This window comes from Micromonospora radicis, from assembly GCF_003583405.1.
Taxonomy (GTDB): Bacteria; Actinomycetota; Actinomycetes; order Mycobacteriales; family Micromonosporaceae; genus Micromonospora; species Micromonospora radicis.
Genome location: NZ_QXEC01000001.1, coordinates 89130 through 115260, shown reverse-complemented (window position 1 = coordinate 115260; position 26131 = coordinate 89130). Strand labels below are relative to the sequence as shown.

The window sequence follows — 26131 nt, the reverse complement described above, 5'->3', positions numbered from 1 at the left end:
TCAGTTGGCCTTTCTGGTGATGGCGCCCTCGATGTCCCGACGCAGCAGGAAGCGCTGGAACAGCAGCGCCGCGACGAACGAGATGGCGAACAGGATCACCGCGACCGCGTTGCCGTAGCCCCACAGTCGGGCGAAGAAGCCGTTGTCCACCATGTACGTCGCCATGGTGGCGGACGCGCCGAGCGACCGGACCGCCGGTACCGAGGTCACCCAGATCACGTCGAAGACCTGCAACGAGCCGATCATCGAGAGGAACATCCAGATCCGGATCGTCGGACCCAACAGCGGAAGCGTCACGTGCCGCTGGATCTGCCACCAGCTGGCGCCGTCGATCTGGGCGGCCTCGTTCAACTCCTGGGGCACGTTGGAGAGCCCGGCCAGAAGCAGGATGATGGCGAAGCCGACGTACTTCCAGGTGAGCACGAACAGCAGCGTCCAGATGACGATGTCCAGGTCGGCCAGCCAGGGCTGCACCAGGCCACCGAGCCCGACCGCGCGCAGCAGCGCGTCGAAGGTGCCACCGTCGGTGAGGATCAGCTTCCACATGATGCCGACGGTGACCTCGGCGAGCACGTAGGGCACGAACGCCAGCAGGCGGAACAGCGTCCGGCCGCGGAAGGTGCGGTTGAGCAGCAGTGCCACGCCCAGCGCGATCGGCCCCTGGATGGCCAGCGAACCGAAGACGATGATCGCGTTGTTGCGCAGCGCGTCGAGGAAGATCGGATCCTGGAACGCCATGACGTAGTTGTCGAACCCGATGAAGTCGGTGGGCGGTCCGACACCACGCCAGCGGAAGAGGCTGTAGTAGAAGGCGAATCCCATCGGGACCAGCACGAACATCACGTACACGACGATCGCCGGGGCGGTCAGCCCGATGATCTCGTACCACTTCCGTCGGGTCACGGCGGCCCGGCCGGCGTTACGCCGGGCGGGCCGGAGCCCCGCCGGGGGCGCCACCGCGCCCCCGGCGGGGTTCAGGGTCTGGTTGGTCGAGGTCACTTGCGGGCGGCCGACTTCATCGCATCGACCACCTGCTGCGGCGTACCGTTGCCGGCGAAGATCGCGACGATGGCGTCGTTCATCGCGTTGCCGACGGTGCTGCCGAAGGCCGTGTCCAGCCAGAGTTGCACGTAGGTGGCGCTGGTGGTGGCCTCCAGGACGGAGCGCAGGGCCGGGTCGGCGACACCGGACTCGGCGCCCTTGGCGACGGGCAGGCCGGTACCGGTCTCCGCGTAGCCCTTCTGCACCTCGGGGCTGACGATGTACTTGAGGAACTCGACGCACTCGGCCGGGGCGTTCTTCGCGCAGGCGAACCCGTCGCCACCGCCCAGGGCCGCCTTCGGGTCACCGGCGGAGCCGGTGATCGCCGGCACCGGGAACCAGCCGATGAACTTGTTGAGTGCCTCGGTGTCCTCGGCGACGGTGTCCAGGGTGCCCTTGTTCCAGTCGCCCATCAGCTCCATCGCGGCCTTGCCGTTGGCGAGCATGCCGTTGGCGCTGGTCGGGTCGTTCTGGCCCGGGGTGGCGATGAAGTTGGGCTGGAACGGCTGGGTGTCGATGAAGGACTTGAGGTCCTCGCCGGCCTTGACGAAGCAGGGATCCTCGAAGTCGAGGTCGGTGGAGGCCTTCTTCAGGGTGTCGACCGAGCAGGCCCGCATGGCGAAGTTGTACCACCAGTGGGCGGCCGGCCACTTGTCACCGGCACCGACGGCGATCGGTACGACGTTGATCGCCTTGAGCTTGGTGACCGCCTCGTTGAGCTCGTCGAACGTGGTCGGCGGGGCCGTGATGCCGGCCCGCTGGAACATGTCCTTGTTGTACCAGATGCCCTCGATACCCATCCGGTACGGCAGACCGTACTGCCGGCCGTTGACCGCCCAGATCTCGGCGGAGCTGCCGATGTTGGCGACCTCGTCCTTGACCAGGTCGGTGATGTCCTTGAGGTAGTCGGCGTCGACCTGCTCGCGGATCTCGCCACCACCCCAGGCCTGGAAGATGTCCGGCGGGTCGTTGCTCAGCAGCGCGGCGGGCAGCCGGGTGCGCTGGAGCTGGTTGGTCTCGATCCCCTCGATCTCGATGGTGACCGTCGGGTGCAGGGCGTTGAAGTCCTTGGCGACCTTCTGCCAGTACTCCTTGCCCGGCCCGTCCTGGGAGGCGTTGTGCCACCAGGTCAGGGTCACCGGGTTCTTGTACAGCTCACTCTCGGCGGGCTGGTCGGACTCGCCGCCGCCACATCCGGCGGCGAGCAGGGCGGTGGTAATGGACAGCGCTAGGACGGTGGTTACGCGGCGCTTTATAGCCATCGGTGTCTCCTCGACTAGTCAGTCGCGGTGCTCGGCCTGCCGGGGAGTTTTACAGCCTCGAAACTTTGTGTCAATCGGTGTCGATAACGTTTTCGAATCGCCCGACACACTCCCCCGGCGGCCCTCTATCATCGTCGGCGTGGCGTTCCCGCAGCGTGTCAACATGTCGGACGTGGCCCGCGCGGCCGGCGTCTCCGTGGCAACTGTATCCAAGGTGGTGAATGGCCGGTACGGCGTGGCGCAGGCGACCGTGGAGCGCGTGCAACAGGTCATCCACCAGCTCGGGTACGAGGCCAGCCTGGGCGCGCAGAGCCTGCGCAGCCATCGCACCAACGTGCTGGGCATCCTGGTAGCCGAGTTCGAACCGTTCTCCACCGAGCTGCTCAAGGGCGCCTCGTCGGAGGTGACCGGCACCGGCTACCAGCTGCTGGCCTACTCCAGCGGCGACGTCGCGGGCGCCGCCATCGGCTGGGAGCGCCGCTCCCTGGCCCGGCTCTCCGGCACCCTGATCGACGGCGCCGTGATCGTCACGCCGACGGTGGTGGAGACCAAGCAGGGCTTCCACGTGGTCGCCGTCGACCCGCACACCGGCCCGTCGGGACTGCCCACCGTCGACTCGGACAACTTCGCCGGTGCCGTGCTCGCCACGAACTACCTGCTCTCCCTGGGACACCGCCGGATCGGACACATCAGCGGCCGGGCGGACCTCGAGTCGTCCCGGCTGCGCGAGGCCGGCTTCCGGCAGGCGATGGCCGACGCGGGCGTGACGGTGGACGAGCGGCTGGTCCGCGTCGGCGGGTTCCGCATCGAGAGCGCCGCCGGCACTGCGGCCGAACTGCTCGCCCGCCCCGACCGGCCGACCGCGGTCTTCGCCGGAAACGACCTCTCGGCGATCTCCACGATCGACGTGGCCCGCAACATGGGCCTGTCGGTCCCCGCCGACCTGTCCGTGATCGGTTTCGACAACATTCCCGAGTCAGCGCTGGTCAACCCGCCGCTGACCACGATCATGCAACCGATACAGCGGATGGGTGCCGAGGCGCTACGGCTGCTCGTCGACCTGATCGCCGGCGTCGAGCGCAACATCCACATCCGGCTACCGACCGAGCTGGTCGTCCGCGCCTCCTGCCGCGCCCTGGATGCCTGACGGGCTGTTTGCCGCTTTGCTCGCCATCTGAGAGTGCGCTCCCCCGACGACGGTATTTCCCGGGCCACCACCCGCTCCCTAAAGGCGTAACCGCGTCGACACCGGACCGAAACAGCCGGGGTCGGCAATGCTCCGTCGAGGGGAGAAGTTCGTCATGAGCAGTGCAGGAAGACGGCTCCGCCGGGCCGTCTGGGTCGGCCTCACCGGGGCGGCACTGACCGGTCTGTTGACGGTCACCGCAGCCGCCGCCGCGCCCGTCGGGGAAGGATCGGTGCGGGCGGCGGCCGCGGCCCGCACCGACGTCTACATCAAGGACGTCACCGCCGACGTCGGCACCGAGCCGCACTCGCACAACCCGCTGTGGGCCAGTCCCGACATCAAGGTCTGCCCGACGGCCGTGGAGTGCGCCGTCAGCCAGAACCCGATCGTCGGCGCGACCAACTTCATCTTCGTCAAGCTGCGTAACGCCGGCCCGTACGGCTCGGGCACCAGCAGCGGCGTGCTACAGGTCTACCGCACGACTCCGGGTGGCGGTGCGGTCTGGCCGACCCACTGGACCCAGATCGGCGCGGTCAACGTGGTCGCCTTCGCAGGTGTCACCACGGTCACCATCCCGTGGACCGGGGTGCCCGGACCCGGACACTTCTGCCTGCTGGCCCGCTGGGTGTCCGACTCCGACCCGATGACCTTCGAGGGTCCGGACATCAGCACCAACACCCGGCACAACAACAACATCGCCTGGCGCAACGTCGACTCGGTCGCGCTCACGCCGGGCGGCGGCCAGGTCGTGCGGCCGTTCGCGATCGGCAACTCGCTGCGGGTACCGTCGCGCAACGACCTCGTCTTCGCGGCAGCCGAGCCGTTGCAGGGCATCGGTGGCCGGGTCGTCGTCGACCTCGGCCCGCAGCTGTTCGAGCGCTGGCGGGCCGGCGGCGCGGTCGGTACGGGGGTACGCCCGGTGGGTCGGACCCAGGTGGAGATCGTGGAACCCACCAAGGCCAGCCTCGGCAACCTGCTGCTGAACCCCGGTGAGCGGGTGGAGTTCTCGCTGCTCTTCTCGGCCGAGGCCGCGTCCAACCGGGAGGTCTCGTTCACCGTCACCCAGTTCGGGCCGGACACCGCCGGCGCCCGATGGACCGACCTCGGTGGGGTGGAGTACCTGATCAGCGCGGGTAGGCGGCAGTAACCCGTACGCACCACGGGGTCGCGGGCCGGTCGGCCCGCGACCCTCGCGGCGTCACCGCAGACAGACCCAGTCGGTGGCCACCGCGTAACCGGCGGCGCGGGCGTGCAGCTGCACCGGACCGGGTGGTGGAACGGTCAGCGAGAAGAGCCCCACGGCGTCGATCGGGGCGTCGTCGAGGACGCCGTTCGCGGTCCGGGCGCTGATCCGCCCGCCACCGGCGGGTGAGAGCTGACCGACGATTCCGGCGTCACTGACCTCGATCTCCAGGACGACCGGGCCGGCCCGGAAGGACAGCGTCCGGGTGGAACCGCCCGATCGGGTCGCCCCGGCAGCGCCCGCCGCGCAGGCCGAGTCGAAGACCAGCTCGGCGATGGTCAACTCGGCGTCCACCGTCCGCCAGGCGAAGGCCGCCCGGGCCGCCCGCAGGTGTTGTTCGGGAACGGCACCGGCGTCCCAGAGCGCCGCCCGCAGTTCCGCGCCCAGGGCGGCGTCATCGGCCGGCGGCCACTGCTCCATCACGGTCACCTCCCGTCGTCGCGCTGCTCGGCCCCGGACCAAGGTACGACGCGAGGGCCGGGTAGTCGCGCAGCCGACGCAGGCAACGCCCCTGGGTCGGCCCGATGCTGCCGACCGGTACGCCGAGCCGTTCGGCGGCCTCCCGGTAACTCAGCGGTGGGTCGGCCGTCAGCAGTGCCAGCAACTCCTGACAGCGGGGTGGCAGTTGGGCGAAGCCCTCACGCAGGGCCTGTCGCCGCTCGGCCCGTAGCAGGTCCTCGTCCGGCGCTGCCGAACTGCCGGGGTAACCGTCGAAGGCACCGTCGGCGGGGTCGACCGGCTCGGTCCGCCGGCCCAGCCGGGACATCCGGTAGCACTCACGCCGGGTGGTCACCGCCAACCAGGCCGCCAGTGCCTCCGGCTTGCGTACCTGGTCCAGGTGCTCCACCAGGCGCAGCCAGACGGTCTGGTTGACATCGGCCGCGTCGGCACCGGCCAGGTCGTGGCCGCGGATCACCGAGTAGACCAGCGGGGTGTACCGGCGCACCAGCTCGACCCAGGCCGACTCGTCGCCGCGCGCGGCGGCGGCCACCAGGACCGCCGCGCTCTGCCCGGTGGCCATGGCGGGGGTCCGGGCGGTCATCCGACGTACACCCCGTAGTCGGGGTGCCAGCGCGGTGCCGCCAGCAGCGCCAGTCGGGCCGCCTCGGCATCCAGGCCACCGGCGGTCATCAGGGCGGCCAGCCGGCCGGCGACGTGGGCCGTGGCGAACGAGGTGCCGGCCCAGGTGGCGAAGCCGTGGAAGAGCCGGGCCGGTCGACCGGGCAACCACAACCGACCATCGACGTACGTGCTGTCGCGCCGACCGACGGCGCAGGCGTCGACCCACGGGCCGTAACCGCTGTAGGGCGCCGGCGCCAGTCCGCTCTGGGCGGTGCCGACCGCCGCGACCCCCACGACCCCCGCCAGGGCGGCCGGCCAGATGGGCCGCCCGGTGCCCGCGTTGCCCGCCGCCGCGACCACGACGGTGCCCGGCGGCAGCCCGGCCACGGCGTTGGCCAGCGGCAGCGAGGGTTGGTCGTCGAGAGTGAACCCACCCAGCGAGAGGTTCACCACGGACACCTCCGGTACCAGCCGGCTCAGCGCGGCCACCAGCATGGCCTCGTCGCCGATGCCGGTGGGGGCCAGCGCCGTCTCCGGATCCACCCGGACGCCCGGCGCGGCCTGCCGGACCACTCCGGCGACGAAGGTGCCGTGCCCACCCTGCGCGGCGAGCACGTCGGTGTGCAGGTAGAGAGGATCCTCGTCGTCCGGCTCGGGCAGGTACGCGCCGCCCAGCCACTGCGGGTGACAGGCGGCGGCCTGCCGCCAGATGCCGGTGTCGCAGATTCCCACCGTCACCCCGTTCCCCTCGGCGAGCCGGGTGGGGTCCGGTGGGGGCAGCGCGGCGGTCGCCCGGGGCGGGCTACCCGGGTTGCCCATGATGTTGCCCAGGCCGAGCAGCACGTGATGCGGTTGGACCTTCGGCACCGACTGGCCCGGCCACTGCCGGGGGTCGCGCAGTCTGGCCACGATCGCGGGAATGTCGGTTTCCGCGCCGAACTGCAACCGAGTGACGCCGGCGAAGTCGCCGGCCATGGTCGCCGGTTGGCCGATGTCCTTCAGTCTGGCGGCGACCCGCCGGGCATCGGCGGCGGCGGCCAGCAGTTGCCGGGGCCGGTAGAGGATTTCCCGGCCGGCGGCGAGGTGCCGCCGCACGTTGCGATCGGCATTCAGCGCTTCTTCGAATGCGTTCTGGTATGCCTGGTCGTCACCGGGTTCGGTCGCGCCGAGCGCGGGCGGCGGGCGCAGCCCGGCGCCGAGCGGGAATGCCACCGCGGCCAGCGCGGATGCCGCGAGCAGCCGGCGACGGGACGGTCGGCCGGCGGGGCATGACGGGGTGGGGTGGTCAGGGCGCACGGATCCTCCAACTGCGCGGGAGAGGGCACGCTCACCGGTGGCCGGCGCGGCGAATTCCCGCGGACCTCACCAATTCTTCCAATCAATCGGCACATGTCAATGAGACGAAGGACCATTCCCAGTTCCCACGCCCGCCATTAGACGACATTGACGCCCGGGCATGACTGATGGAAATCTCAGACCATGCCCGACAGCACCGGTACCGGTGCCGGAGCCGCCCAGGCGGCCCTCGACCTCGTCCAGCGCAGTCCACGCGAGGCGATCACCATCGCCGTACGGCTGATCGCCACGAGCGCGACCGATCACGACGTACGCTCCACCGCCGAGCGGGCCGTCGGGCTGGCCCTGCGCGAACTCAACGACCTGCCCGGTGCACTACGCCACCTGCGCCGCGCGGTGCGTACCGCGCGTACCGCCCGGACCCGCGCCCTGGCCGAGATGAGTCTCGGCTACGTTCTGGCCAACTCCGGCCGGACCGCGGCGGCGCTACGCGCGGTCACCGCCGCGCTGCCCGAGCTGACCGGCGCGGACGCCGGACGCGCCCGGATGCAGCGAGGAGTGGTGCTGCACTATCGCGGCCTGTACGACGACGCGGTGCGCGACTACGGCCACGCCATCGACATCGCCCAACGCGAGGGCGACCGACTGCTGGAGGCGCGGGCCCGCAACAACCGCGGACTGCTCAACGCCCACCGGGGCACCGTCGACGGCACCGACGACCTCGACCGGGCCGCGGCCATGTTCCACGACCTCGGCCTGGACCTGGCGGCGGCCGACGCCCGCTGGAACGGCGGGATCGCGGCCGGCCTGCGCGGCGACATCGCGGCGGCGTTGCGCTGCTTCGCCGCCGTCGGCGCCGATTACCAGCGGCTGGCCGTGCCCCGGCCGGCGTTGCTGCTCGATCGGTTCGAGCTGCTGCTGTCGGTGCCGCTGATCGACGAGGCGGTGCAGGTCGCCGCCACCGCCATCGGCGAGTTACGTCGACGGAGCATGGCCTCCGACCTCGCCGAGGCGCTGCTGGCCCAGGCCCGGGTCGCCCTGCTCGCCGGGGATCTGGACACCGCCACGGCCGCCGCCACGGCGGCCCGTACCCGGTTCCGCCGGCAGGGTCGCCGCACCTGGGCCGCCTTCGCCCGGCATGTCGAGCTGCGCGCCGAGTTCGGCCGGGGCACCCGATCCGCCGCGCTGTTGCGGGCCCTGGTGCGGACCGCCGACCAACTCGACGCCACGGGTTGGCCCGATCCGGCGCTGACCACCCGGATCGACGCCGGCCTGCTGGCCGCCGCGACGGGTCGGGCCGGTCACGCGCGGCAGCTGTTCGAGCGCGCCGCCCGTACCCGGGGCCGGGGCACCGCACCACGGCGGGCCCGGGGCTGGTACGCCCTGGCCCTGTCCCGCCGCCTCGACGGCGACGAGACCGGCGCGGCCCGCGCCCTCCGACGTGGACTGGCGGTGCTCGACCGGCACCGCACCTCGCTCGGCGCCACCGAACTACGGGCACACAGCGGGGTGTACGGGCAGGAGCTGGCGGCCGAGGGGCTGGACATCGCGGTCCGGGCCGGCGCGCCGGGCCGGGTGCTGGCCTGGGCCGAGCGCTGGCGCGCCAACGCACTGCGGACGCGTCCGGCGCTGCCGCCCGACGATCCCGACCTGGTCGCCGCGCTCGCCGAACTCCGGCTGGTCAGCGGCCTGTTGGAGGACGCGGTGCTGGCCGGACGGCCGGTACGGAGCCTGCGCGAGCGGCAGACCCGGCTGGAGCACCGGATCCGGGATCTGGCCCGGCGGGTACCCGGCGGCGCCCCGGTGGTGGCCCCGCCGAGCCTGGGTCGGCTGACCGATCGGCTCGGCGACCGGGTGCTGGTCGAACTGGTCGCCCACGGTGACCGGCTGCGGGCGGTGCTGTTGCGCGACGGCCGGGCCAGCCTGCACGACCTGGGTCCGCTCGACGAGGCGACCCGGCTGGCCCGATGGCACCGGTTCGGGCTGCGGCGCCAGATCGTCACCGGGGACTCGGCCGCGGCGCGAGCCGGCACCGGCCATACGGCGACCGCCCTCGACCGCCAGCTCTTCGACCCGTTGCGCCGCCGGCTGGCCGACCGTCCCCTGGTGGTCGTGCCGGTCGGTGCCCTGCACGCCGTCGCCTGGGCCGGCCTGCCGACCTGCGCCGGCCGGCCGGTCACCGTCGCCCCGTCGGCCACCGTCTGGCTCGGCGCGGAGAATCGCGAGTCGTGGACCGGGACGCCGGTGCTGGCCAGTGGCCCCCGCCTGCCGGCCGGGCAGGCGGAGGTCCGCCGGCTGGCCCGGGTGTTGCCGGGTTCCCGGCTGCTGACCGGCCCGGACGCCACGGTCGCCGCGTTGACCTCCGCCGTGGACCGGGCCGGGATGGTGCACATCGCGGCGCATGGCACCTTCCGCGCCGACAATCCCCAGTTCTCCACCCTGGAACTGGCGGACGGGCCGCTCTTCGCCTACGAGTGGGAGCGGGTCACCCACCCACCGGCCTGTGTGGTGCTCTCCGCCTGTGAGTCGGGGCTGAACGGGGTACGCCCCGGTGACGAGATCATGGGTTTCGCCGCGGTACTGCTGGCGCTGGGCACCCGGTGCCTGATCGCCACCGTGTTGCCGGTGCCGGCGGAACCGACCACGGCGCTCATGCTGGACCTGCACCGGCGGATGCGGGCCGGCGCTCGACCGGCGCAGGCCCTCGCCGACGCCCAGCGGGCGTTCGTGGTGGCCGGCGACGACACCGCCCGGGCCACCGCGGCGGCGTTCGTCTGCCTGGGTGCCGGTTGACCCACGGCGCCGGCACGTGCCCGGTCTCCGCTCAACGGGTGGCGTCGACCAACGCCCCGGCGGTGGCGCGGTCGAGCGTGCCGTCGGCGACGACCACCTGGTAGTGGCCCTGCCGACTGGCGCCGGCCGGGATGGTCGCGGTCCGGTCGAAGGCGAACGCCACGCACACCCCCGGGTACATGGTGGTCCGCACGAACCACCGGTCGCCGGGCCCGAGGCCGCTGAAGACCAGGGTGTACGCCGCACCCTGGCGGCCCTGCCCGCGCAACGCCACCCACGGCTGGTCGCCGCCGTTGACCGCCTCCTCACCGGTGAACGCACCGGCGAACACCTCGGGCGGGTGGGCCGCCACCGCCCGCCAGAAGAACCCGCCGTAGCCGGCCCCGCCGGGTCGCCCGTTGGTGGCTGGGCTGCCCAGGGTGACGTCCCGCCCGGCGGGGGCGGTGAGGGTGGTGTCGAACCGCAGTCGCCAAGCGCTCGGGTGCTCCGGTACCGCCGACGCGGTGAGGGTTCGCCGTTCGGTGAGCAGCACCGCGCCGGTCGGGTCGCACCAGTGCAGGTGGTGTTCGAGCCGGTCGGTCGCCCGGTGTTCCCAGTCGGTGTGGACGATCCGGCCGTGGTCGGCGCGCCAGGTGTAGCCGACGTCGCGCACGTAGGTGCGTCCACCCCAGAGATTGGTGCCGTTCACGTCCTGCACCGCCAACGACGCGCCGAGGTGCCAGACGTGGTCCTCGGGCAGCGCGTCGGTGACCGGGGTGCCGGCGAGGGTGCGTACCGGGTGCAGGTAGGGCCGCGGCCCGTGCCGGCCGTCGAGGTCGGGGGCGAGTACGTACCGGGCGACCGGAACGCCACCGACCAGCAACTGTGGATCGGCGGACGACGGGTCACCGGTGGCCGGAGCGCCGTCGGTCACCACGACTGCACCCGGACGACCGGCCGGCGGCGGGCGACGGCGTGCACGGCGGCCAGCGCGTACCCGGCGAGGATCGGCACCGCGACCGGGGTGACCAGCGCACCGAGCAGGACGACGACCACGCTGGTGCCGGCCAGGGCGGCGCCGGTCGGCGGGTGGTCGAGGCAGGCGCGGGCGGCGCGGGAGACCGCCGACCGCCACCCGGTACCGCCGGTGCGGCCCACCTCGACCACGATCGCGGCAGCGTACCCGAGCAGGGCCGCGGTCACCACGGTGGTGACGGCCAGCGCCGGCACGCCGCCGGGCACCCGACCGGTGGCCAACGCGACCAGGTCGGCGACGATCAGCCCGACGGCGGCGAGCCCGAGCAGGGTCACCGGTACGCCGGGCAGCAGGCCACGGCCGAAGCGGGCCAGCGTACGCCGGGCCGTCGGCCAACTGCCGGTGGTGAGCCAGTCGTGCACCGCCGCGCTGGCGGTGCCGACCGCGGCACCGGCGGTGAGTACCGGTGCCGCGGCGAGCACGGTCAGGATGCCCAGCAGCGCCAGGTCGGCGCCGTCGCGGACGGTGTCGCGCCAGTCGCGGCGCGACACCGTCGGCTCAGCCCTTGAGTCCACTGGTGTTGATCCCCTCGACGAGCATCCGCTGGAAGGCGACGAAGAACACGAAGACCGGCAGCAGGGAGAGCACCGCCATGGCGAACATCGGGCCGACCGCGCTCTGGCTGGTCGAGTCGATGAACAGGGTCAGCGCCACCGGCACGGTGTAGTCGCTCAGGTTGGACAGGAAGACCAGTTGCCGGAAGAACTCGTTCCAGGTCCAGATGAACGAGAAGATCGCCGTGGTGACCAGGGCGGGCCGGCTCAGCGGCAGGATCACGTGCCGGAAGATGCCGAACGCGCCGGCCCCGTCGATCCGGGCCGCCTCGTCCAACTCACGCGGGATCCCACGCATGAACTGCACCATCAGGAAGACGAAGAACGCCTCGGTGGCGAGGAACTGCGGGATCAGCAGCGGCAGGTACGGCCAGTCGCCGCCGACCAGGCCGAGGCTGCGGAACAGGATGTACTGCGGCACGATCAGCACGTGCCCCGGCAGCAGCAGGGTGCCGATCATGACGGCGAACCACATCCCGCGCAGCCGGAACTTCAGCCGGGCGAAGGCGTACGCGGCCAGCAGGCAACTCACCGCGTTGCCGAGCACGGTGAGCAGGCTGACCATCGCGCTGTTGAGGAAGAACCGGCCGAAGCTGACGTCGAAGTTGCGCCACCCGTCGAGGTAGTTGCCCGGGGTGAAGACCTGCGGCAGCAGGCCGATGTTGTTGACGATCTCCTCCTGCGACTTCACGGAGGTGCCGATCATCCAGATCAGCGGGTAGAGCACGACCGTGACGATGGCCAGCAGCACGATCAGCCGCAGCCAGGAGCGGCTGCGCGGGCGTTGCGGGCGGGTCGCCACGGGCGGGGCCACGGTGCTCGCCACCATCAGTGGTCCTCCCCGTCGGAGTAGTGCACCCAGAACCGGCCGGTGCTGAAGAAGACGACCGTGATGAGCGCGATGGCGATCAGGAAGACCCAGGCCATCGCGGAGGCGTAGCCCATCTCCAGGTCGGTGAAGCCGGTGATGTAGAGGTTCAGCGTGTACATCAGGGTCGAGTCGACCGGGCCGCCGGTGCCGTTGCTGAGCACGAACGCGGCAGTGAAGCCCTGGAAGCCGTTGATGGTCTCCAGCACCAGGTTGAAGAAGATCACCGGGGAGAGCATCGGCAGGGTGACGTTGACGAACTTGCGGAACTTGCCGGCCCCGTCGACCGAGGCGGCCTCGTACAGCTCGGTCGGCACCTGCTTGAGCCCGGCCAGGAAGATCACCATCGGGGCGCCGAACTGCCAGATGGCCAGCACCATCAGGGTTTCCAGGGCCCAGTCCGGGTCGTTGACCCAGGGCTTGCCCTCGATGCCGAACAGCGCGAGGAAGGAGTTGAACGCCCCGTCCCGGTTGAACATGTTCACCCAGACGATGGCCAGCGCCACGCTGCCGCCGAGCAGCGACGGCAGGTAGAACAGGCCGCGGAACAACCCGACGCCGCGCCAGGCCCGGTTGAGCAGCAGGGCCACGCCGAGCGCCGCGGCCAGCTTCAGCGGTACGGCGATCAGGGCGAAGCTGAGGGTGACCCGTACCGAGTGCCACCACGACGGATCGCGGGTGAACATCCGTTCGTAGTTGGCCAGCCCGACCCACTCGACCTCGGACCACGGGGTGAGGATGTCGTAGTTGGTGAAGCTGAGGTACAGCGACAGCAACATGGGTAGCGCCGTGATGCCCATCAGTCCGATGAGCCAGGGCGACAGGAAGACGTAGCCGGCCAGACCTTCCCCGTGCCGGATCCGTCCGGTCCCGCCCCGGGGGGCGGGAGGTCGGACGGATCCGGTGCCGCGGCGGGTCGGGTCGGGCGCCGTGGTCAGGGCCACGAACTGCTCCTCTCCGGGTATCGCGGCGTTCAGGAGGCGATTGCCGCCTTGCATGCCTCGACGAACTGGGCGGCGGCCTCGGCGGGGGTGGCCCGGCCGTACTGCGCGTTCTCGGCGGCCTTGGTCAGCTCGGCGCGTACCTTGCTGTGGCCCTTGATCGGCACCTGGGGCGACTCGCCGAACGTCTCGGCCAGCTTGTTCTCCACCTCGATGGACTGCTTCATCGCCGGGTCGGTGGTGTCGTCGCTGACCACCCGGCGCAGGTCCATGTTGGACGGCAGGCCCCGGTCGGTGCCGAGCAGCTTGACCGCCTCCGGGTCGTTGGCCAGGAAGTTGATCACGTCGACCGCGATGTCGGCGTTCTTGCTGCCCCGGAAGACCGACCAGTACATCGAGGCGCGGGCCCACTGCGCGCTCGGGTCACCCGGGTACGCGATGACCCCCAGCTCGTCGGTGGTGTTCTTCTTCAGCTCCGGCATCTGGTTGACCCAGACCCAGGAGGTCGCCGACTTGCCGGTGACCACCAGCTGCTTGGTGATGTCGGTGGCGTTGCCCTCGTGGATGACGTCGGGCGTCGGCGTGGCGCCCCGGTCCCGGGCACCCTTCCACAGCTCGAACCACTTGGTCACGTCCTCGACGGTGAAGCCCAGGTCGCTGCCGGAGTAGAGGTCCTTGCCCTGCTGGCGCAGCCAGACCCAGAACGCCTTGTAGTCGGCGCTGGGGTCCTGGGTGCCGGGGATCCCGGCCTTCTTGCTGACCTCCTCGGCCCAGGCGATGTGCTCCTCCCAGCTCATCCCGGTGGTCGGCTCGGGCAGCCCGTTCTTGGTCAGCAGCGTCTTGTTGTAGACCAGGCCCTGGGTGTTCTCCCCGGCGGCCAGCCCGGCGAGCTTGCCGTCGACCACGCCGTACTGGAGCAGGCTGGGCGGGAACTTGCTGGTGTCGAGGTCACCGGAGTCCTGGTACTTCTTCAGGTCCAGGGTCACGTTGCGGGCGGCGTACTCGGCGAGGAAGTTGTCGTCGATCTGGAAGATGTCCGGCGGGCTGCCGCCGGCGGTCAGGGTGGCCAGCTTGTCGAAGTAGCCCTGGTTGGCCTGCCAGGTCGTCTCGAAGGTGACGTCCGGGTTCTTGCTGGTGTACAGCTCCAGGGCCTGCGCGGTGAGCTGGGCCCGGGCGTCACCGCCCCACCAGAAGATGGAGATCTTGGTCTTGCCGTCGGACGCGCCGTCGTCGCCGCAGGCCGCGGCGGCGCCGACCAGGGGCAGGGCCACCACTGCGGCGAGCAGGCCGCGCAGCAGCCGGCGACGTGGCAGGAGGGTACGGTAGGTGCGCCCGTCGGGCGCGCTGGTGGGGTGCGTTGCGGGGTGCATGTGCGCTCACTCCTTGGCGTTAGGAGGCGACGACGTCACCGGCGGCCACTCTCGGGCCGCCCGGGTCCGCACGGCGATGCGGGCCCGGGCCTGCGGCAGTGGCACCGGGACGTTCCGGGCCGGCGTAGGGGCCCGGCCCGGTGGAGTCGCGGATGACCAACTCGGTCTGGAGCATTACCTGTGCGGTGGTACGACGGACGCCGACTGCCGCCCCGGCACCGCCGCCCCGCCCGGTGCGCGGGAAGTCGGTGTCCTGTTGCAGCAACATGTCGACGGCCGTCCGGCCGGCGGCCGCGGTCGGGGTGGCCACCGTCGTCAGCTTGGGGCGGGTGAGCCGGCTCAGCGAGATGTCGTCGACCCCGACGACACTCACCTCCTGCGGCACCCGCACCCCGAGTGCGTCGAGCCCCTCCAGGAGGCCGATCGCCATCAGGTCGTTGTAGGCGAGCACGGCGGTGACCCCGGCCCGGCGGACCTGCTCCGCCTGGGCCAGGCCACCGGTCTCGGTCGGCGGGTTGGGGCCGAGCACCGTCAGCTCCGCACCGGCCGCGCGGGCCGCGACACCGGCGGCCCGGCGCAGTTCCCGACTGGTCCAGGAGCCGCGCGGGCCGCCCAGTAGGGCGATCTCCCGGTGCCCCAGGCCGGCCAGGTGCTCGATCGCGGAGCGGGCACCCTGACCGACGTCCATCAGGACACAGGGCAGGCCGGCGAGCTGGCGGTTGACCACCACCAGGGGCACCTCCCGGCTGAGCTGTTCGATCAGGCTGTTGCTCATCCGGGGGCTGCACAGCAGTACGCCGTCGACCTGCTTGGCCAGGGCGTGTACGAGTTCCTCCTCCGCGGCGGCGTCCTCGTTGGTGTCGGCCACGAAGACGTGGTAGTCGCGGTGCCGGGCCTGACTCTCCGCCGCCTTGATCAGGGGCGGGAAGAAGGGGTTGGCGATGTCGGCGATGATCAGCCCGATGTTGTGCGTACGGCCGGTGATCAGGGCGCGGGCCGCCCGGTTGGGCCGGTAGCCCAGGTCCTCGGCGCAGGCGAGCACCCGTACCCGGGTCTCCGGGTTGACCAGGTGGGGCGCGGAGAAGGTGCGGGACACGGTGGAGATGTGCACTCCGGAGGCTCGCGCGACGTCCCGGATCGTGACTGGCACTGCGGCCCCCTTCGTCGATGTGTCGGCGGTCACGGGTGCCGCCAATTAATGCAAACGGTTGCTCCAGTGTCAACGGCCGATGATTACAGATGTGTTTCGGCACCGCACTCGCCATGCGCTCCAATACTCATCAATCGCCACAAAGGTTGCCGATTGCCGACCCACCGTTGACGTCGGGGGATCGAGCGTGATTACTTCACTGCAAAGGTTTGCAGAGAGATCGAGGAGGATCGGTCCGTGTCACCGCAACCCGGCAGGCGAGCCCGGTACGCCGTGGTCGGCACCGGCGCCCGCGCCGAGATGTTCGTCCGGGCGCTGGTCCGCGACCACGGCGACACCGCCGAACTGGTCGCCTTCGCCGACGTCAACCAGGCCCGGATGGACGCCCACAACCGGTGGCTCGCCGACCTCGGCCACCCGCGCGTGCCGACGTACCAGGCCGGCGACTTCACCGCCATGCTGGCCAAGGAGCGCGTGGACGTCGTGCTGGTCACCTCGGTCGACGTCACCCACGACGAGTACGTGGTCGCCGCCCTGGACGCCGGCTGCGACGTGGTCACCGAGAAGCCGATGACCACCGACGCGCCCCGCTGCCAGCGCATCCTCGACGCGGTACGCCGCACCGGCCGGCGGGTCACCGTCGCCTTCAACTACCGCTACAACCCGTTGCACGAGCAGCTGCGTCGGCTGCTCGCCGACGGCGCGGTCGGCGAGATCGGCTCGGTGCACTTCGAGTGGCTGCTCGACGTACGCCACGGCGCCGACTACTTCCGCCGCTGGCACCGCGACAAGGCCAGCTCCGGCGGGCTGATGGTGCACAAGGCCAGCCACCACTTCGACCTGGTCAACTGGTGGCTTTCCGCCACACCCGTGCAGGTGTACGCCGCCGGCCGGCTGTTCTTCTACGGCGAGAACGGGCACCGCCACGGCTACGCCCGCGACTACGACCGCGCGCACGCCTCCCCTGCCGCCGCCGACGACCCGTTCGCGCTGCGCCTGGCCGAGCATCCCCGGATGCGCGAGCTGTACCTCGACGCCGAGGCCGAGGATGGCTACCACCGCGACCGCAACGTCTTCGCCCCCGGGGTGAGCATCGAGGACGACATGGCGGTGCTGGCGACCTACTCCACCGGCGCGACCATGACCTACCACCTCACCGCGTACGCGCCGTGGGAGGGCTACCGGGTGATGGTCAACGGCAGCCGGGGGCGCCTCGAACTGGAGGTCTGCGAGAGCGAGTACGTCAGCCCCGCCGCGGCCGGCGCGCTCAAGGGCGCCGCGTTGCACGGCGACCAGGCCGCCGACGAGGGCGGTGGCGCCACGCTGACCCTGCGACCGTTCTGGTCCCCGCCCCGGCGCATCGAGGTCGACGGGTACCGCCGGCAGGGGCACGGCGGCGCCGACGCCCGGATGACCCAGGTGCTCTTCGGCGGCGTACCCGACCCGCTGCACCGCGCGGCGAACGCCCGCGACGGAGCGTTGGCCCTGCTCACCGGCTTGGCCGCGAACCGGTCCTTCGACACCGGCGCCCCCGTGCGGGTGGCCGACCTGCTCAGCCTCGACTGACCTCTACCCCCAGGAGCCGCACCCCGTGCCCACCTCGACCCGACCAGACCTGCTCCTCCCCGCCGAACCGGGCCAACGTGCACTGGCCCGGGAGCTGTACGCGCTGGTGGCGCGGTCGCCGATCATCTCGCCGCACGGGCACGTCGACCCGGCGTTGCTGGCCGAGGACCGGCCGTTCCCCGACCCGGCACAGCTGCTCATCGTGCCCGACCACTACCTGACCCGGATGCTGCTCAGCCAGGGCGTGCCCCCGGCCGAGCTGGGCGTGCCCAGCCGCGACGGCAGTCCGGTGGAGACCGACGGGCGGCGGATCTGGCGGCGCTTCGCCGCGCACTGGCACCTGTTCCGGGGCACCCCGTCGCGGCTGTGGTTGGAGCAGACCTTCACCGAGGTCTTCGGCGTCGACACCCGGCTGTCGCCGCAGACCGCCGACGAGGTGTACGACGCCCTCGCCACCCGGCTCGCCGAGCCGGACTTCCGGCCACGGGCACTGTTCGAGCGGTTCAACATCGAGGTGCTGGCCACCACCGAGTCACCCCTGGACGACCTGGGCCGGCACGCCAAGCTCGCCGCCGACGGCTGGGGCGGGCCGGGCGGGCGGGTGGTCACCACCTTCCGCCCGGACAACGTGGTCGACCTGGAGTTCGAGGACTGGTCGGCAAACGTCGACCGGCTCGGCGAGATCACCGGCGAGGACACCGGCACGTACGCCGGCTACCTGGCCGCGCTGCGCTCGCGTCGGGAGGCGTTCATCGCCGCCGGGGCCACCTCGTCGGACCACGGGCACCTCACCGCCCGTACCCTCGACCTGGGGGCGGGGGCGGCGGCGCTGTTCGACCGGGCCCGGCGGGGTCGTACCGAGCCGGGTGACACCGAGACGTTCCAGGCGCACATGCTGCTGGAGTTCGCCCGCATGTCGCTCGACGACGGGCTGGTCATGCAGTTGCACCCCGGCGCGGTACGCAACCACAACCGGTGGCTGCACGCCCGGCACGGCCGCGACGTGGGCGGCGACGTCCCGCAGGTCACCGAGTACGTGCACGCCCTCGCGCCGTTGCTGGAGGCGTACGGCAACGACCCCCGGCTGCGGGTGGTGCTCTACACCCTCGACGAGGACACCTTCACCCGGGAACTGGCCCCCCTCGCGGGCGGCTACGCCGCGTTGTGGCTCGGCGCGCCCTGGTGGTTCCTGGACTCCCCCGAGGTGCTGCGCCGGTTCCGGGAGACCGTCACCGAGACCGCCGGCTTCTACAACACCGCCGGGTTCGTCGACGACACCCGCGCGTTCTGTTCCATCCCGGTACGCCACGACGTGGCCCGGCGCGTCGACGCCGGGTTCCTGGCCCGGCTCGTCGCCGAGCACCGGCTGCCCATGGACGAGGCCGCCGAGACCATCGTCGACCTGGCGTACCGGCTACCGAAGCGGGTCTTCAAGTTCGGAGCGTTCTCATGACCATCATCACCGACGTCACCGTGCACGACGTGCGGTTCCCGACCGCCGCCAGCGGCGACGGCTCGGACGCCATCAACCGGGGCGACTACTCGGCCACCTACGTCGAGCTGCGCACCGACGACGGTCCGACCGGCGCCGGGTTCACCTTCACCAACGGCCGCGGCAACGAGATCACCTGTGCGGCGGTCCGTGCCCTGGCCCATCACGTGGTCGGCCGGAGCGTCGCCGAGATCACCGCCGAGCCGGTGGCGTTCTGGCGTTCGCTCGTCGCCGACGTGCAGCTGCGTTGGCTGGGCCCGGAGAAGGGCGTCATCCACATGGCCACCGGTGCGCTGGTGAACGCGGTGTGGGATCTGCGTGCCAAGCTCGCCGGCAAGCCGATGTGGCGCTACCTGGCCGAGCTGCCCACCGACGAACTGGTCGCCAACGTCGACTTCAAGCACATCACCGACGCGCTCACCGCCGACGAGGCCGCCGCGATCCTGGAGAAGGGCCGCGACGGGCTCGCCGACCGGCTGGCCGTGCTGGAGCGTGACGGTTTCCCCTCGTACACCACCTCGGTGGGTTGGCTGGGCTACCCCGACGACAAGGTCCGGGCGCTGACCCGCGCCGCGTACGCCCAGGGGTGGCGGGCGATGAAGATGAAGGTCGGCGGGCCGCCCGCCGACGACCTGCGCCGGGCCCGGATCATCCGGGCCGAGATCGGCCCCGACGCGCTGCTGATGATGGACGCCAACCAGGTGTGGGACGTCGACGAGGCGATCGCCAACATGACGGCGCTGGCCGAGGTCGACCCGTACTGGATCGAGGAACCGACGCACGCCGACGACATCCTCGGGCACGCCCGGATCGCCCGGGCGGTGACCGAGCTGACCGGCGGGCGGTGCCGGGTGGCCACCGGCGAGGTGGCCGCCAACAAGGTGATCTTCAAGCAGTTGTTGCAGGCCGAGGCGATCGGCGTGATGCAGATCGACGCCTGCCGGGTCGGTGGGGTCAACGAGGTGCTCGCCGAGATCCTGCTGGCCGCCAAGTTCGGCGTACCGATCTGCCCGCACGCGGGCGGCGTCGGGCTCTGCGAGTACGTCCAGCACCTGGCGATCTTCGACTACCTGCGGGTGGGCACCAGCCTGGACGGGCGGATGGTGGAGTACGTCGACCACCTGCACGAGCACTTCGTCGACCCGGTGCGCACCCGCGACGGTCGGTACCTGTTGCCGACCGCACCGGGCTACAGCGCCACCATGCATCCGGAGTCGGTCGCCACCTTCGGCTTCCCGGACGGGCCGGCATGGCGGTGACCGTGGGCGCGTCCCGGCTCGAACTCGGCGCGCTGCGCCGGCTCCCGGTCGACGCCCGCCCACTGGTACGGCCCGGCGCCGTGGCCGCCGGCGTGGTCCACCTGGGACTCGGCGCGTTCCACCGGGCCCACCAGGCGGTCTACACCGAGCAGGCGGTGGCCGCGGCCGGCGGCGACTGGGGCATCGTCGGGGTGGCGCCGCGCAACGCCGACCTGGTGCGGACGCTGACCGCGCAGGACAACCTGTTCAGCGTCAGCACGCTGTCGGCGGCCGACCGGCACACCCGGGTGATCGGGGCGCTGGCCGGGGTGCGGCTGGCCGCCGCCGACCCGGGCGCGGTGGTGGCGTTGCTGGCCGACCCGACGATCCGGGTGGTGACGCTGACGGTGACCGAGAAGGCGTACCAACTCGACCCCGCGGCCGGCACGCTGCGCCCGGATCCGGCGCTAGTCGCCGACCTGAGCACCGACCGGCCCCCGGCCACCGTGCCGGGGCTGCTGGTGCGCGGCCTGCTCGCCCGGGCCGCCGCCGACGCCGGGCCGATCGCCCTGGTCAGCTGCGACAACCTGCCGGCCAACGGCCGGCGGCTGCGGAGCCTGGTCGAGCAGGCCCTGGCGTACGCGGACGCACCGCGGTCGGCCGTCGACTGGGTCGGCGCGCAGGTCGGTTTCCCCGGCACGATGGTGGACCGGATCGTCCCGGCCAGTACGGCGGAGACCTTCGCGGCGGCCCGGCAGGCGCTCGGTGTCGCGGACCTGGCGGCGGTGGCCGCCGAGCCGTACACCCAGTGGGTGATCGAGGACGACTTCCCCGGCGGGCGACCCGCCTGGGAGCGGGCCGGTGCGGTGCTCTGCGCCGACGCCGGCCCGTGGGAACGGCTGAAGCTGCGGGCGCTCAACGGGGTGCACTCGGCCGCCGCGTACCTCGGCGCGCTGGCCGGCTGCGAGACGATCGCGGAGGCGCTGGCCCTGCCGCACCTGGACACCGTGCTGCGCCGGCTCATCGCCGAGGACGTGGCGGCCAGCTTCACCCCGCCCGAGGGCGTCGACGTGATCGACTACGGCGAGCAGGTGCTGGCCCGCTTCGGCAACCCGGCGATCCGGCACCGCACGTTGCAGGTGGCGATGGACGGGTCGCAGAAGCTGCCGCAGCGGATCCTGCACACCGTCGCCGACCTGCGGGCCGCCGGACGGCCGGCGCGGTGGGCGTCGCTGGTGCTGGCCGCCTGGATCCGGTTCGCCCAGGGCAGCGCCGACGACGGCCGTACGCTGCCGTTGGACGACCCGCTCGCGGACCGCATCCGTACCGCGCTGGCCGCCGGCACGTCGCCGGCCGACACGGTGGCGGCGGTGCTCGCCCTCGACGAGGTCGTCCCGGCCGAGGTGGCCGCCGACGCGCAGGTCCGCGCCGACGTGACCGCCTGGCTGACCGACCTGACCCGCCACGGCGTCCCCGGCACCCTCGCCGCCGCGACATGAGGCAACGGAGGGGCAGCTTGTTGACGCCCGGTGTGGAGGACGGGCCCCCGGTCAACCCGACCCGGGTCGCGCTGATCGGGGCGAACGGGCACGGCCGCTGGCACCGGCGGGTGATCGGCCCGCTGCACGACGCGGGGCGGCTGCGGCTGGCCGCCCTGGTCGACCCGAGGCCGATCGAGGCGGAACCGGCCGCGCCGGTGCCGCCCGGCACCCGGATCTTCACCGACCATCGGGAGATGCTCGCCGAGGTCGCCCCGGAGGTGGTGGTGATCTGCACCCCGCCGCACACCCACCTGCGGATCGCCGGGGACGCGGTGGCCGCCGGTGCCGACCTGCTGTTGGAGAAACCGCCGGTGTTGTGCTCCGCCGAGCACGACGAGCTGGAAGCGGCGCTGTCCGCCGCGGGTCGGGTGGCGCAGGTCGGGTTCCAGGCACTCGGCTCGGCGGCGCTGAGCGCGTTGACCGACGCGGTGACGGCCGGGCGGCTGGGTACGGTCACCGGCATCGCGACGGTGGCCGCCTGGCAGCGGCCGGACGCCTACTACGCCCGCGCCCCGTGGGCCGGTCGACGGCTGCTCGACGGCCGGCCGGTGCTCGACGGCGCGCTGGCCAATCCGCTCGCGCACGCCGTCATGCAGTGCCTGGCGGTCGCCGAGGCGGTCGCCGGGCGACCGGTGGTACCGGTCGGCATCGAGGTCGAGCGGTACCGGGTCCGGCCGATCGAGGTGGACGACACCGCCGTGCTGCGGGTCCGGACCGCCCACGGTCCGCCGATCGTGGCCGCGGTGACCCTGGCCGGGGAGGACTTCGTCCCCGGCGAGGTGATCGTCACCGGCAGCGTCGGGCGGGCGGTGCTGGAGTACCCGACCGACCGGCTGTCGCTGCCCGGCGACGCGGCGCCGGCCGAGGTGCCCGGCCGGCGGGGGCTGCTGGAGAACCTGCTCGCCCATCGGGCCGATCCGGGCGTACCGCTGATCGCGCCGCTGGCGCGGACGGCGCCGTTCACCGCGGTGCTGACCGCGCTACAGGTGGCACCCGAGCCGACGCTGCTCGGCGGTGGACTGGTCGACCCGGTCGGCACGGGCCCGCAGCGGGTGCTGCGGATCCGGGGCGTGAACGCGGTGCTGCGCCGGGCCGCCGAGCGGGGTGAACTGCCGTCGGAGTCGGGGGTGGAGTGGGCGGTCCCGCCGTGGCGGGTCACCGTGGAGTCGGGAGCCCGCGGTGGCGGGTCACCGCGGCGCAGCAGCCAACCCGCGGCGGGCTGACCACACCGAGAGAGGAGGAACGGCAACCGGACTGCAAAACACCGGTCCGATCCGGACCCGGCCAACACGTTGAACAGCAGGTTCCGACCTGGACAGGTCGGGGCAATCTCGGCCGATCATAATTACTGCAACAAACCTGCATATCATTAATATTGACCGCCATAAAACGCTCTCCGTAACCTTCGTTACAAACAAGAAACACCACGAAGGAACGGATGAGACGATGCGCAGAATCGCCGCCGGCGCGGCATTGATCACACTCACCCTGACCGCGACACCCGCCGCGGCCGCGGCCCAACCGCAGGCCGGCACCGGCGCACCGGCGCTCTCGTCGCCGACGCAGGAACGCGGCGCGGTGCTGTCCCCGCTGGCCCGTCAGCTCGGCCGGCAGGCCCTGCCGGCCGGCGACGGCTGGGCCGCCGCCGGACCGGGCACCACCGGCGGGTCGGCCGCAACGGCCGACCAGGTCCACGTCGTCTCCAGCCGCGCCGAGCTGGTCGCCGCGCTCGGCGGCGACAACGCCACCAACGCGGGCAACGCCACCCCGAAGATCGTGTACGTCAAGGGCACCATCGACGGCTTCGAGGACGCCGACGGCAGGCTGCTCGACTGCACCGACCTGGCCGACCCCGGCTACTCGCTGGCGGGCTACCTGGCCGCGTACGACCCGGCGGTGTGGGGCCGGACGGCACCGAGCGGGCCCCTGGAGCAGGCCCGGGTGCGGTCGGTGACCAACCAGACCCGGCACACCCAGATCAACGTCGGCCCGAACACCACGCTCGTCGGGCTGCGCGGGGCGCGGTTGACCGGTCTCACCCTGATGATCGACCGGGCGCCGAACGTCATCGTCCGCAACATCACCTTCGACGACGCGCGGGACTGCTTCCCCGCCTGGTCCCCCACCGACGGCGACACCGGCAACTGGAACTCCCAGTACGACCAGATCTCGGTGCGGCGCAGCGAGAACGTCTGGATCGACCACAACACCTTCACCGACGGCGACAACCCCGACAGCGCCCAGCCGCTCTACTTCGGACGCCCGTACCAGGTGCACGACGGCTCGCTGGACATCACGCACACCGCCAGCCTGGTCACCGCCTCCTGGAACCGGTTCGACGGGCGGGACAAGCTGATGCTGATCGGCTCGTCCAACACCGTCGGCCCGGACGTCGGCCGGCTCAACGTCACCCTGCACCACAACCTGTTCGACGGGTCGCTACAGCGGCTGCCCCGGGTCCGCTTCGGCCAGGTCGACGTATACAACAACGCCTACCGGCTGGCCGGTGCGGGCTTCGAGTACGCCATCGGCGTCGGCGTGCAGTCCGCCGTGTACGCCGAGAACAACCACTTCACCCTCGGCGCCGGGATCGACGCGGCCGACCTGCTCTACGACTGGGGCGGCACGGCGGTCACCACCCGGGGCAACTGGGTCACCCCGGCGCGCGGGCTGCCGCGTCCGGTGGACCTGGTCGCCGCGTACAACGCCGTACACGAGCCCGCGCTGAGCCCCGACGCCGGCTGGACGCCGACGCTGCGGCGCGGCCCGGTGCTCCCGGCGCCGCTGGTGCCGCTCGCGGTCGGCCCGCTCGCCGGCGCCGATCGGCTGCCGCTGTAGCGGCACACCGCTGTTGACAGGGCCTCGCCCGTACCGGCGACGTCAACCAGGGCCCTTCTTCCACCACCCACCACCACCAGCACGGAAGGTGAGACGAGGATGAGACGACCAGTCACGCGACGAGTCCTGGCGGCACTGGCCGCCACCGCCACCGGGGCGGCGATCTGTGTGGCCGTCACGACGCCGCAGGCGTCCGCGGCCGTGGGCAGCGCCACCGGCTTCGCGACCCGCAACGGCGGCACCACCGGCGGCGCGGGCGGGCAGACGGTACGCGCCACCACCGGTACGCAGATCCACGCGGCGCTGTGCAACCGGGCCAGCAGCAGCACCCCGATCATCATCCAGGTCGAGGGGACCATCAACCACGGCAACACCACCAGGGTCTCCGGTTCCAGCTGCAACACCGCGGCCGACGTGATCGAACTCAAGCAGATCAGCAACGTCACGATCCTCGGTGTGGGCAACGGCGCCCTCTTCGACCAGATCGGTATCCACATCCGCGAGGCCAGCAACATCATCATCCAGAACGTGACGGTCCGGAACGTCAAGAAGTCCGGCTCCCCCATCTCCAACGGCGGCGACGCCATCGGCATGGAGGCCAACGTCCGCAACGTCTGGGTCGACCACGTCACGCTGGAGGCGTCCGGTGGGGAGTCGGAGGGCTTCGACGGCCTCTTCGACATGAAGAACAACACCCAGTACGTGACGCTGTCCTACAGCATCCTGCGCAACTCCGGTCGCGGCGGACTGATCGGCTCCAGCGAGAGCGACCTGTCCAACGACTTCGTCACCTTCCACCACAACCTGTACGAGAACCTCGACTCCCGCGTTCCGCTGCTGCGGGGCGGCACCGCCCACATCTACAACAACCACTACGTCAACATCCGGGAGTCGGGCATCAACTCCCGCGCCGGTGGCCGCGCCAAGGTGGACAACAACTACTTCCGCAACTCCAAGGACGTGCTGGGCACGTTCTACACCAACCAGGCCGGCTACTGGCAGGTCAGCGGGAACACCTTCGACAACGTGACCTGGTCCAGCCGCAGCAGTGACAACAACCCGGCCGGCCCGAACCCGACGTCGAACACCAGCATCAGCATCCCGTACCCGTACAGCCTCGACGCGGCCAGCTGCGTGCCGAACATCGTCAGCCAGACCGCCGGCGCCAACAAGGGCATCCGCACCTCGAACGGCAGCTGCGCGACGCAGAACCCGACCAGCGGCCCCACGCCCGGTCCCACCGGCAACCCGACGCCGACCCCGAGCCAGCCCAGCGGCACCAACCTGAGCATCGGTGCCGGTTCCGACGGTTCCAGCAAGGCCAGCGGCACCAGCTACGGCGACGTACGCGACGGCAACATGAGCACCGCCTGGTCGCCGTCCGGCGCCACCGGCCAGATCTCGATCAAGTGGGACACCGCCACCCGGGTGTCCCGGATCAACATCCGCGAGGCGTCGGGCTCGGTCGGCAACGTCCGGGCGTGGCGGGTGCTCAACCACGACACCGGGGCCGTCCTGGCCACCGGCAGCTCGGCCGGCGTGATCACCTTCACCGCCACGTCGCTCCGCAAGATCACCTTCGAGATCACCAGCTCGTCCGGCACGCCGAGGGTCGCCGAGTTCGAGACGTACGCCAGCTGACCCCACCCGCGCCAGCCGGGCACCCCTGCCGGCA

Annotated in this window: 21 protein-coding genes; 10 read left to right on the top strand and 11 right to left on the bottom strand. The window is 71.8% G+C overall.

Going from position 1 to position 26131, the window contains the following annotated elements; translation table 11 throughout:
- Together D2L64_RS00505 and D2L64_RS00500 are read right to left on the bottom strand one after the other, a co-directional pair.
- Window positions 1-903 carry a carbohydrate ABC transporter permease gene (locus tag D2L64_RS00505; protein ID WP_233558683.1) on the bottom strand — a complete coding sequence of 301 codons (903 nt, stop codon included), beginning with the start codon at window positions 901-903 and terminating at the stop codon, window positions 1-3.
- 92 nt (window positions 904-995) lie between these two features.
- The gene (locus D2L64_RS00500; RefSeq protein ID WP_119572437.1) at window positions 996-2303 is read right to left on the bottom strand and encodes an ABC transporter substrate-binding protein; all 1308 of its coding nucleotides are present in this window, start codon (window positions 2301-2303) and stop codon (window positions 996-998) included.
- Window positions 2304-2442: 139 nt separating this feature from the next.
- Between D2L64_RS00500 and D2L64_RS00495 the strand changes: the two genes are divergently transcribed.
- Window positions 2443-3450, top strand: a complete 1008-nt coding sequence (locus D2L64_RS00495) for a LacI family DNA-binding transcriptional regulator (RefSeq protein WP_119572436.1) — start codon at window positions 2443-2445, stop codon at window positions 3448-3450.
- Window positions 3451-3604: 154 nt separating this feature from the next.
- Window positions 3605-4636, top strand: coding sequence for a hypothetical protein (locus tag D2L64_RS00490; RefSeq protein WP_147376159.1), 1032 nt, complete (start codon window positions 3605-3607; stop codon window positions 4634-4636).
- Window positions 4637-4687: 51 nt separating this feature from the next.
- On the opposite strand, the gene D2L64_RS00485 is transcribed toward D2L64_RS00490, so the two are convergent.
- From D2L64_RS00485 to D2L64_RS00475, 3 genes are read right to left on the bottom strand one after another with little or no spacing between them, the layout of a single operon-like run.
- On the bottom strand, window positions 4688-5152 hold the full coding sequence (locus D2L64_RS00485) for a hypothetical protein (protein ID WP_119572803.1): 465 nt from the start codon (window positions 5150-5152) through the stop codon (window positions 4688-4690).
- Window positions 5127-5774 carry an RNA polymerase sigma factor gene (locus tag D2L64_RS00480; protein WP_233558682.1) on the bottom strand — a complete coding sequence of 216 codons (648 nt, stop codon included), beginning with the start codon at window positions 5772-5774 and terminating at the stop codon, window positions 5127-5129. Before D2L64_RS00480 ends, D2L64_RS00485 begins: the two co-directional genes overlap by 26 nt.
- Window positions 5771-7090, bottom strand: a complete 1320-nt coding sequence (locus D2L64_RS00475) for a S8/S53 family peptidase (protein WP_119572434.1) — start codon at window positions 7088-7090, stop codon at window positions 5771-5773. Before D2L64_RS00475 ends, D2L64_RS00480 begins: the two co-directional genes overlap by 4 nt.
- Window positions 7091-7273: 183 nt before the next feature.
- On the opposite strand from D2L64_RS00475, the gene D2L64_RS00470 reads away from it, so the two are divergent.
- The gene (locus tag D2L64_RS00470; RefSeq protein WP_119572433.1) at window positions 7274-9883 is read left to right on the top strand and encodes a CHAT domain-containing protein; all 2610 of its coding nucleotides are present in this window, start codon (window positions 7274-7276) and stop codon (window positions 9881-9883) included.
- Window positions 9884-9914: 31 nt separating this feature from the next.
- Here the strand turns inward: D2L64_RS00470 and D2L64_RS00465 are convergent, their stop codons facing one another.
- Genes D2L64_RS00465 through D2L64_RS00440 form a run of 6 tightly spaced genes read right to left on the bottom strand, consistent with a single transcriptional unit; the run spans window position 9915 to window position 15781 of the window.
- Window positions 9915-10796 carry a DUF6807 domain-containing protein gene (locus tag D2L64_RS00465; protein ID WP_119572801.1) on the bottom strand — a complete coding sequence of 294 codons (882 nt, stop codon included), beginning with the start codon at window positions 10794-10796 and terminating at the stop codon, window positions 9915-9917.
- Window positions 10793-11413 carry a hypothetical protein gene (locus D2L64_RS00460; protein WP_119572432.1) on the bottom strand — a complete coding sequence of 207 codons (621 nt, stop codon included), beginning with the start codon at window positions 11411-11413 and terminating at the stop codon, window positions 10793-10795. The genes D2L64_RS00465 and D2L64_RS00460 overlap by 4 nt, the downstream gene beginning before the upstream one ends.
- Window positions 11397-12281, bottom strand: coding sequence for a carbohydrate ABC transporter permease (locus tag D2L64_RS00455; RefSeq protein WP_119572431.1), 885 nt, complete (start codon window positions 12279-12281; stop codon window positions 11397-11399). Before D2L64_RS00455 ends, D2L64_RS00460 begins: the two co-directional genes overlap by 17 nt.
- Window positions 12281-13264 (bottom strand): carbohydrate ABC transporter permease, encoded by a 984-nt coding sequence (locus tag D2L64_RS00450; protein WP_119572800.1) that lies wholly within the window; start codon window positions 13262-13264, stop codon window positions 12281-12283. The genes D2L64_RS00455 and D2L64_RS00450 overlap by 1 nt, the downstream gene beginning before the upstream one ends.
- Before the next feature lie 29 nt (window positions 13265-13293).
- On the bottom strand, window positions 13294-14631 hold the full coding sequence (locus tag D2L64_RS00445) for an ABC transporter substrate-binding protein (RefSeq protein ID WP_119572430.1): 1338 nt from the start codon (window positions 14629-14631) through the stop codon (window positions 13294-13296).
- A gap of 19 nt (window positions 14632-14650) precedes the next feature.
- Window positions 14651-15781 carry a LacI family DNA-binding transcriptional regulator gene (locus D2L64_RS00440; RefSeq protein WP_119572429.1) on the bottom strand — a complete coding sequence of 377 codons (1131 nt, stop codon included), beginning with the start codon at window positions 15779-15781 and terminating at the stop codon, window positions 14651-14653.
- Between the two features lie 237 nt (window positions 15782-16018).
- Between D2L64_RS00440 and D2L64_RS00435 the strand changes: the two genes are divergently transcribed.
- The 7 genes from D2L64_RS00435 (at window position 16019) to D2L64_RS00405 (ending at window position 26097) form a co-directional block, all read left to right on the top strand.
- On the top strand, window positions 16019-17347 hold the full coding sequence (locus D2L64_RS00435; protein WP_119572428.1) for a Gfo/Idh/MocA family protein: 1329 nt from the start codon (window positions 16019-16021) through the stop codon (window positions 17345-17347).
- A gap of 25 nt (window positions 17348-17372) precedes the next feature.
- Entirely contained in the window at window positions 17373-18800 is a 1428-nt protein-coding gene (gene uxaC / locus D2L64_RS00430) for a glucuronate isomerase (protein WP_119572427.1), read from the top strand.
- Complete coding sequence (locus D2L64_RS00425; RefSeq protein WP_119572426.1) at window positions 18797-20098, top strand: enolase C-terminal domain-like protein; 1302 nt, start codon at window positions 18797-18799, stop codon at window positions 20096-20098. Before uxaC ends, D2L64_RS00425 begins: the two co-directional genes overlap by 4 nt.
- Window positions 20089-21576: a mannitol dehydrogenase family protein gene (locus D2L64_RS00420; RefSeq protein WP_119572425.1), complete on the top strand. Its 1488-nt coding sequence runs from the start codon at window positions 20089-20091 to the stop codon at window positions 21574-21576. The genes D2L64_RS00425 and D2L64_RS00420 overlap by 10 nt, the downstream gene beginning before the upstream one ends.
- 17 nt (window positions 21577-21593) lie before the next feature.
- Complete coding sequence (locus D2L64_RS00415) at window positions 21594-22841, top strand: Gfo/Idh/MocA family protein (protein ID WP_233558681.1); 1248 nt, start codon at window positions 21594-21596, stop codon at window positions 22839-22841.
- Between the two features lie 223 nt (window positions 22842-23064).
- On the top strand, window positions 23065-24456 hold the full coding sequence (locus D2L64_RS00410) for a pectate lyase family protein (protein ID WP_119572423.1): 1392 nt from the start codon (window positions 23065-23067) through the stop codon (window positions 24454-24456).
- Between the two features lie 99 nt (window positions 24457-24555).
- Complete coding sequence (locus tag D2L64_RS00405) at window positions 24556-26097, top strand: pectate lyase family protein (protein WP_119572422.1); 1542 nt, start codon at window positions 24556-24558, stop codon at window positions 26095-26097.
- Window positions 26098-26131: the final 34 nt, after the last annotated feature.

Coding starts and splice junctions, on each gene's coding strand:
- D2L64_RS00500 (WP_119572437.1), bottom strand. CDS start 2,303: ATGGCTATAAAGCGCCGCGTAACCACCGTCCTAGCGCTGTCCATTACC.
- D2L64_RS00490 (WP_147376159.1), top strand. CDS start 3,605: ATGAGCAGTGCAGGAAGACGGCTCCGCCGGGCCGTCTGGGTCGGCCTC.
- D2L64_RS00485 (WP_119572803.1), bottom strand. CDS start 5,152: ATGGAGCAGTGGCCGCCGGCCGATGACGCCGCCCTGGGCGCGGAACTG.
- D2L64_RS00480 (WP_233558682.1), bottom strand. CDS start 5,774: ATGACCGCCCGGACCCCCGCCATGGCCACCGGGCAGAGCGCGGCGGTC.
- D2L64_RS00470 (WP_119572433.1), top strand. CDS start 7,274: ATGCCCGACAGCACCGGTACCGGTGCCGGAGCCGCCCAGGCGGCCCTC.
- D2L64_RS00455 (WP_119572431.1), bottom strand. CDS start 12,281: ATGGTGGCGAGCACCGTGGCCCCGCCCGTGGCGACCCGCCCGCAACGC.
- D2L64_RS00445 (WP_119572430.1), bottom strand. CDS start 14,631: ATGCACCCCGCAACGCACCCCACCAGCGCGCCCGACGGGCGCACCTAC.
- D2L64_RS00425 (WP_119572426.1), top strand. CDS start 18,797: ATGACCATCATCACCGACGTCACCGTGCACGACGTGCGGTTCCCGACC.
- D2L64_RS00420 (WP_119572425.1), top strand. CDS start 20,089: ATGGCGGTGACCGTGGGCGCGTCCCGGCTCGAACTCGGCGCGCTGCGC.
- D2L64_RS00410 (WP_119572423.1), top strand. CDS start 23,065: ATGCGCAGAATCGCCGCCGGCGCGGCATTGATCACACTCACCCTGACC.
- D2L64_RS00405 (WP_119572422.1), top strand. CDS start 24,556: ATGAGACGACCAGTCACGCGACGAGTCCTGGCGGCACTGGCCGCCACC.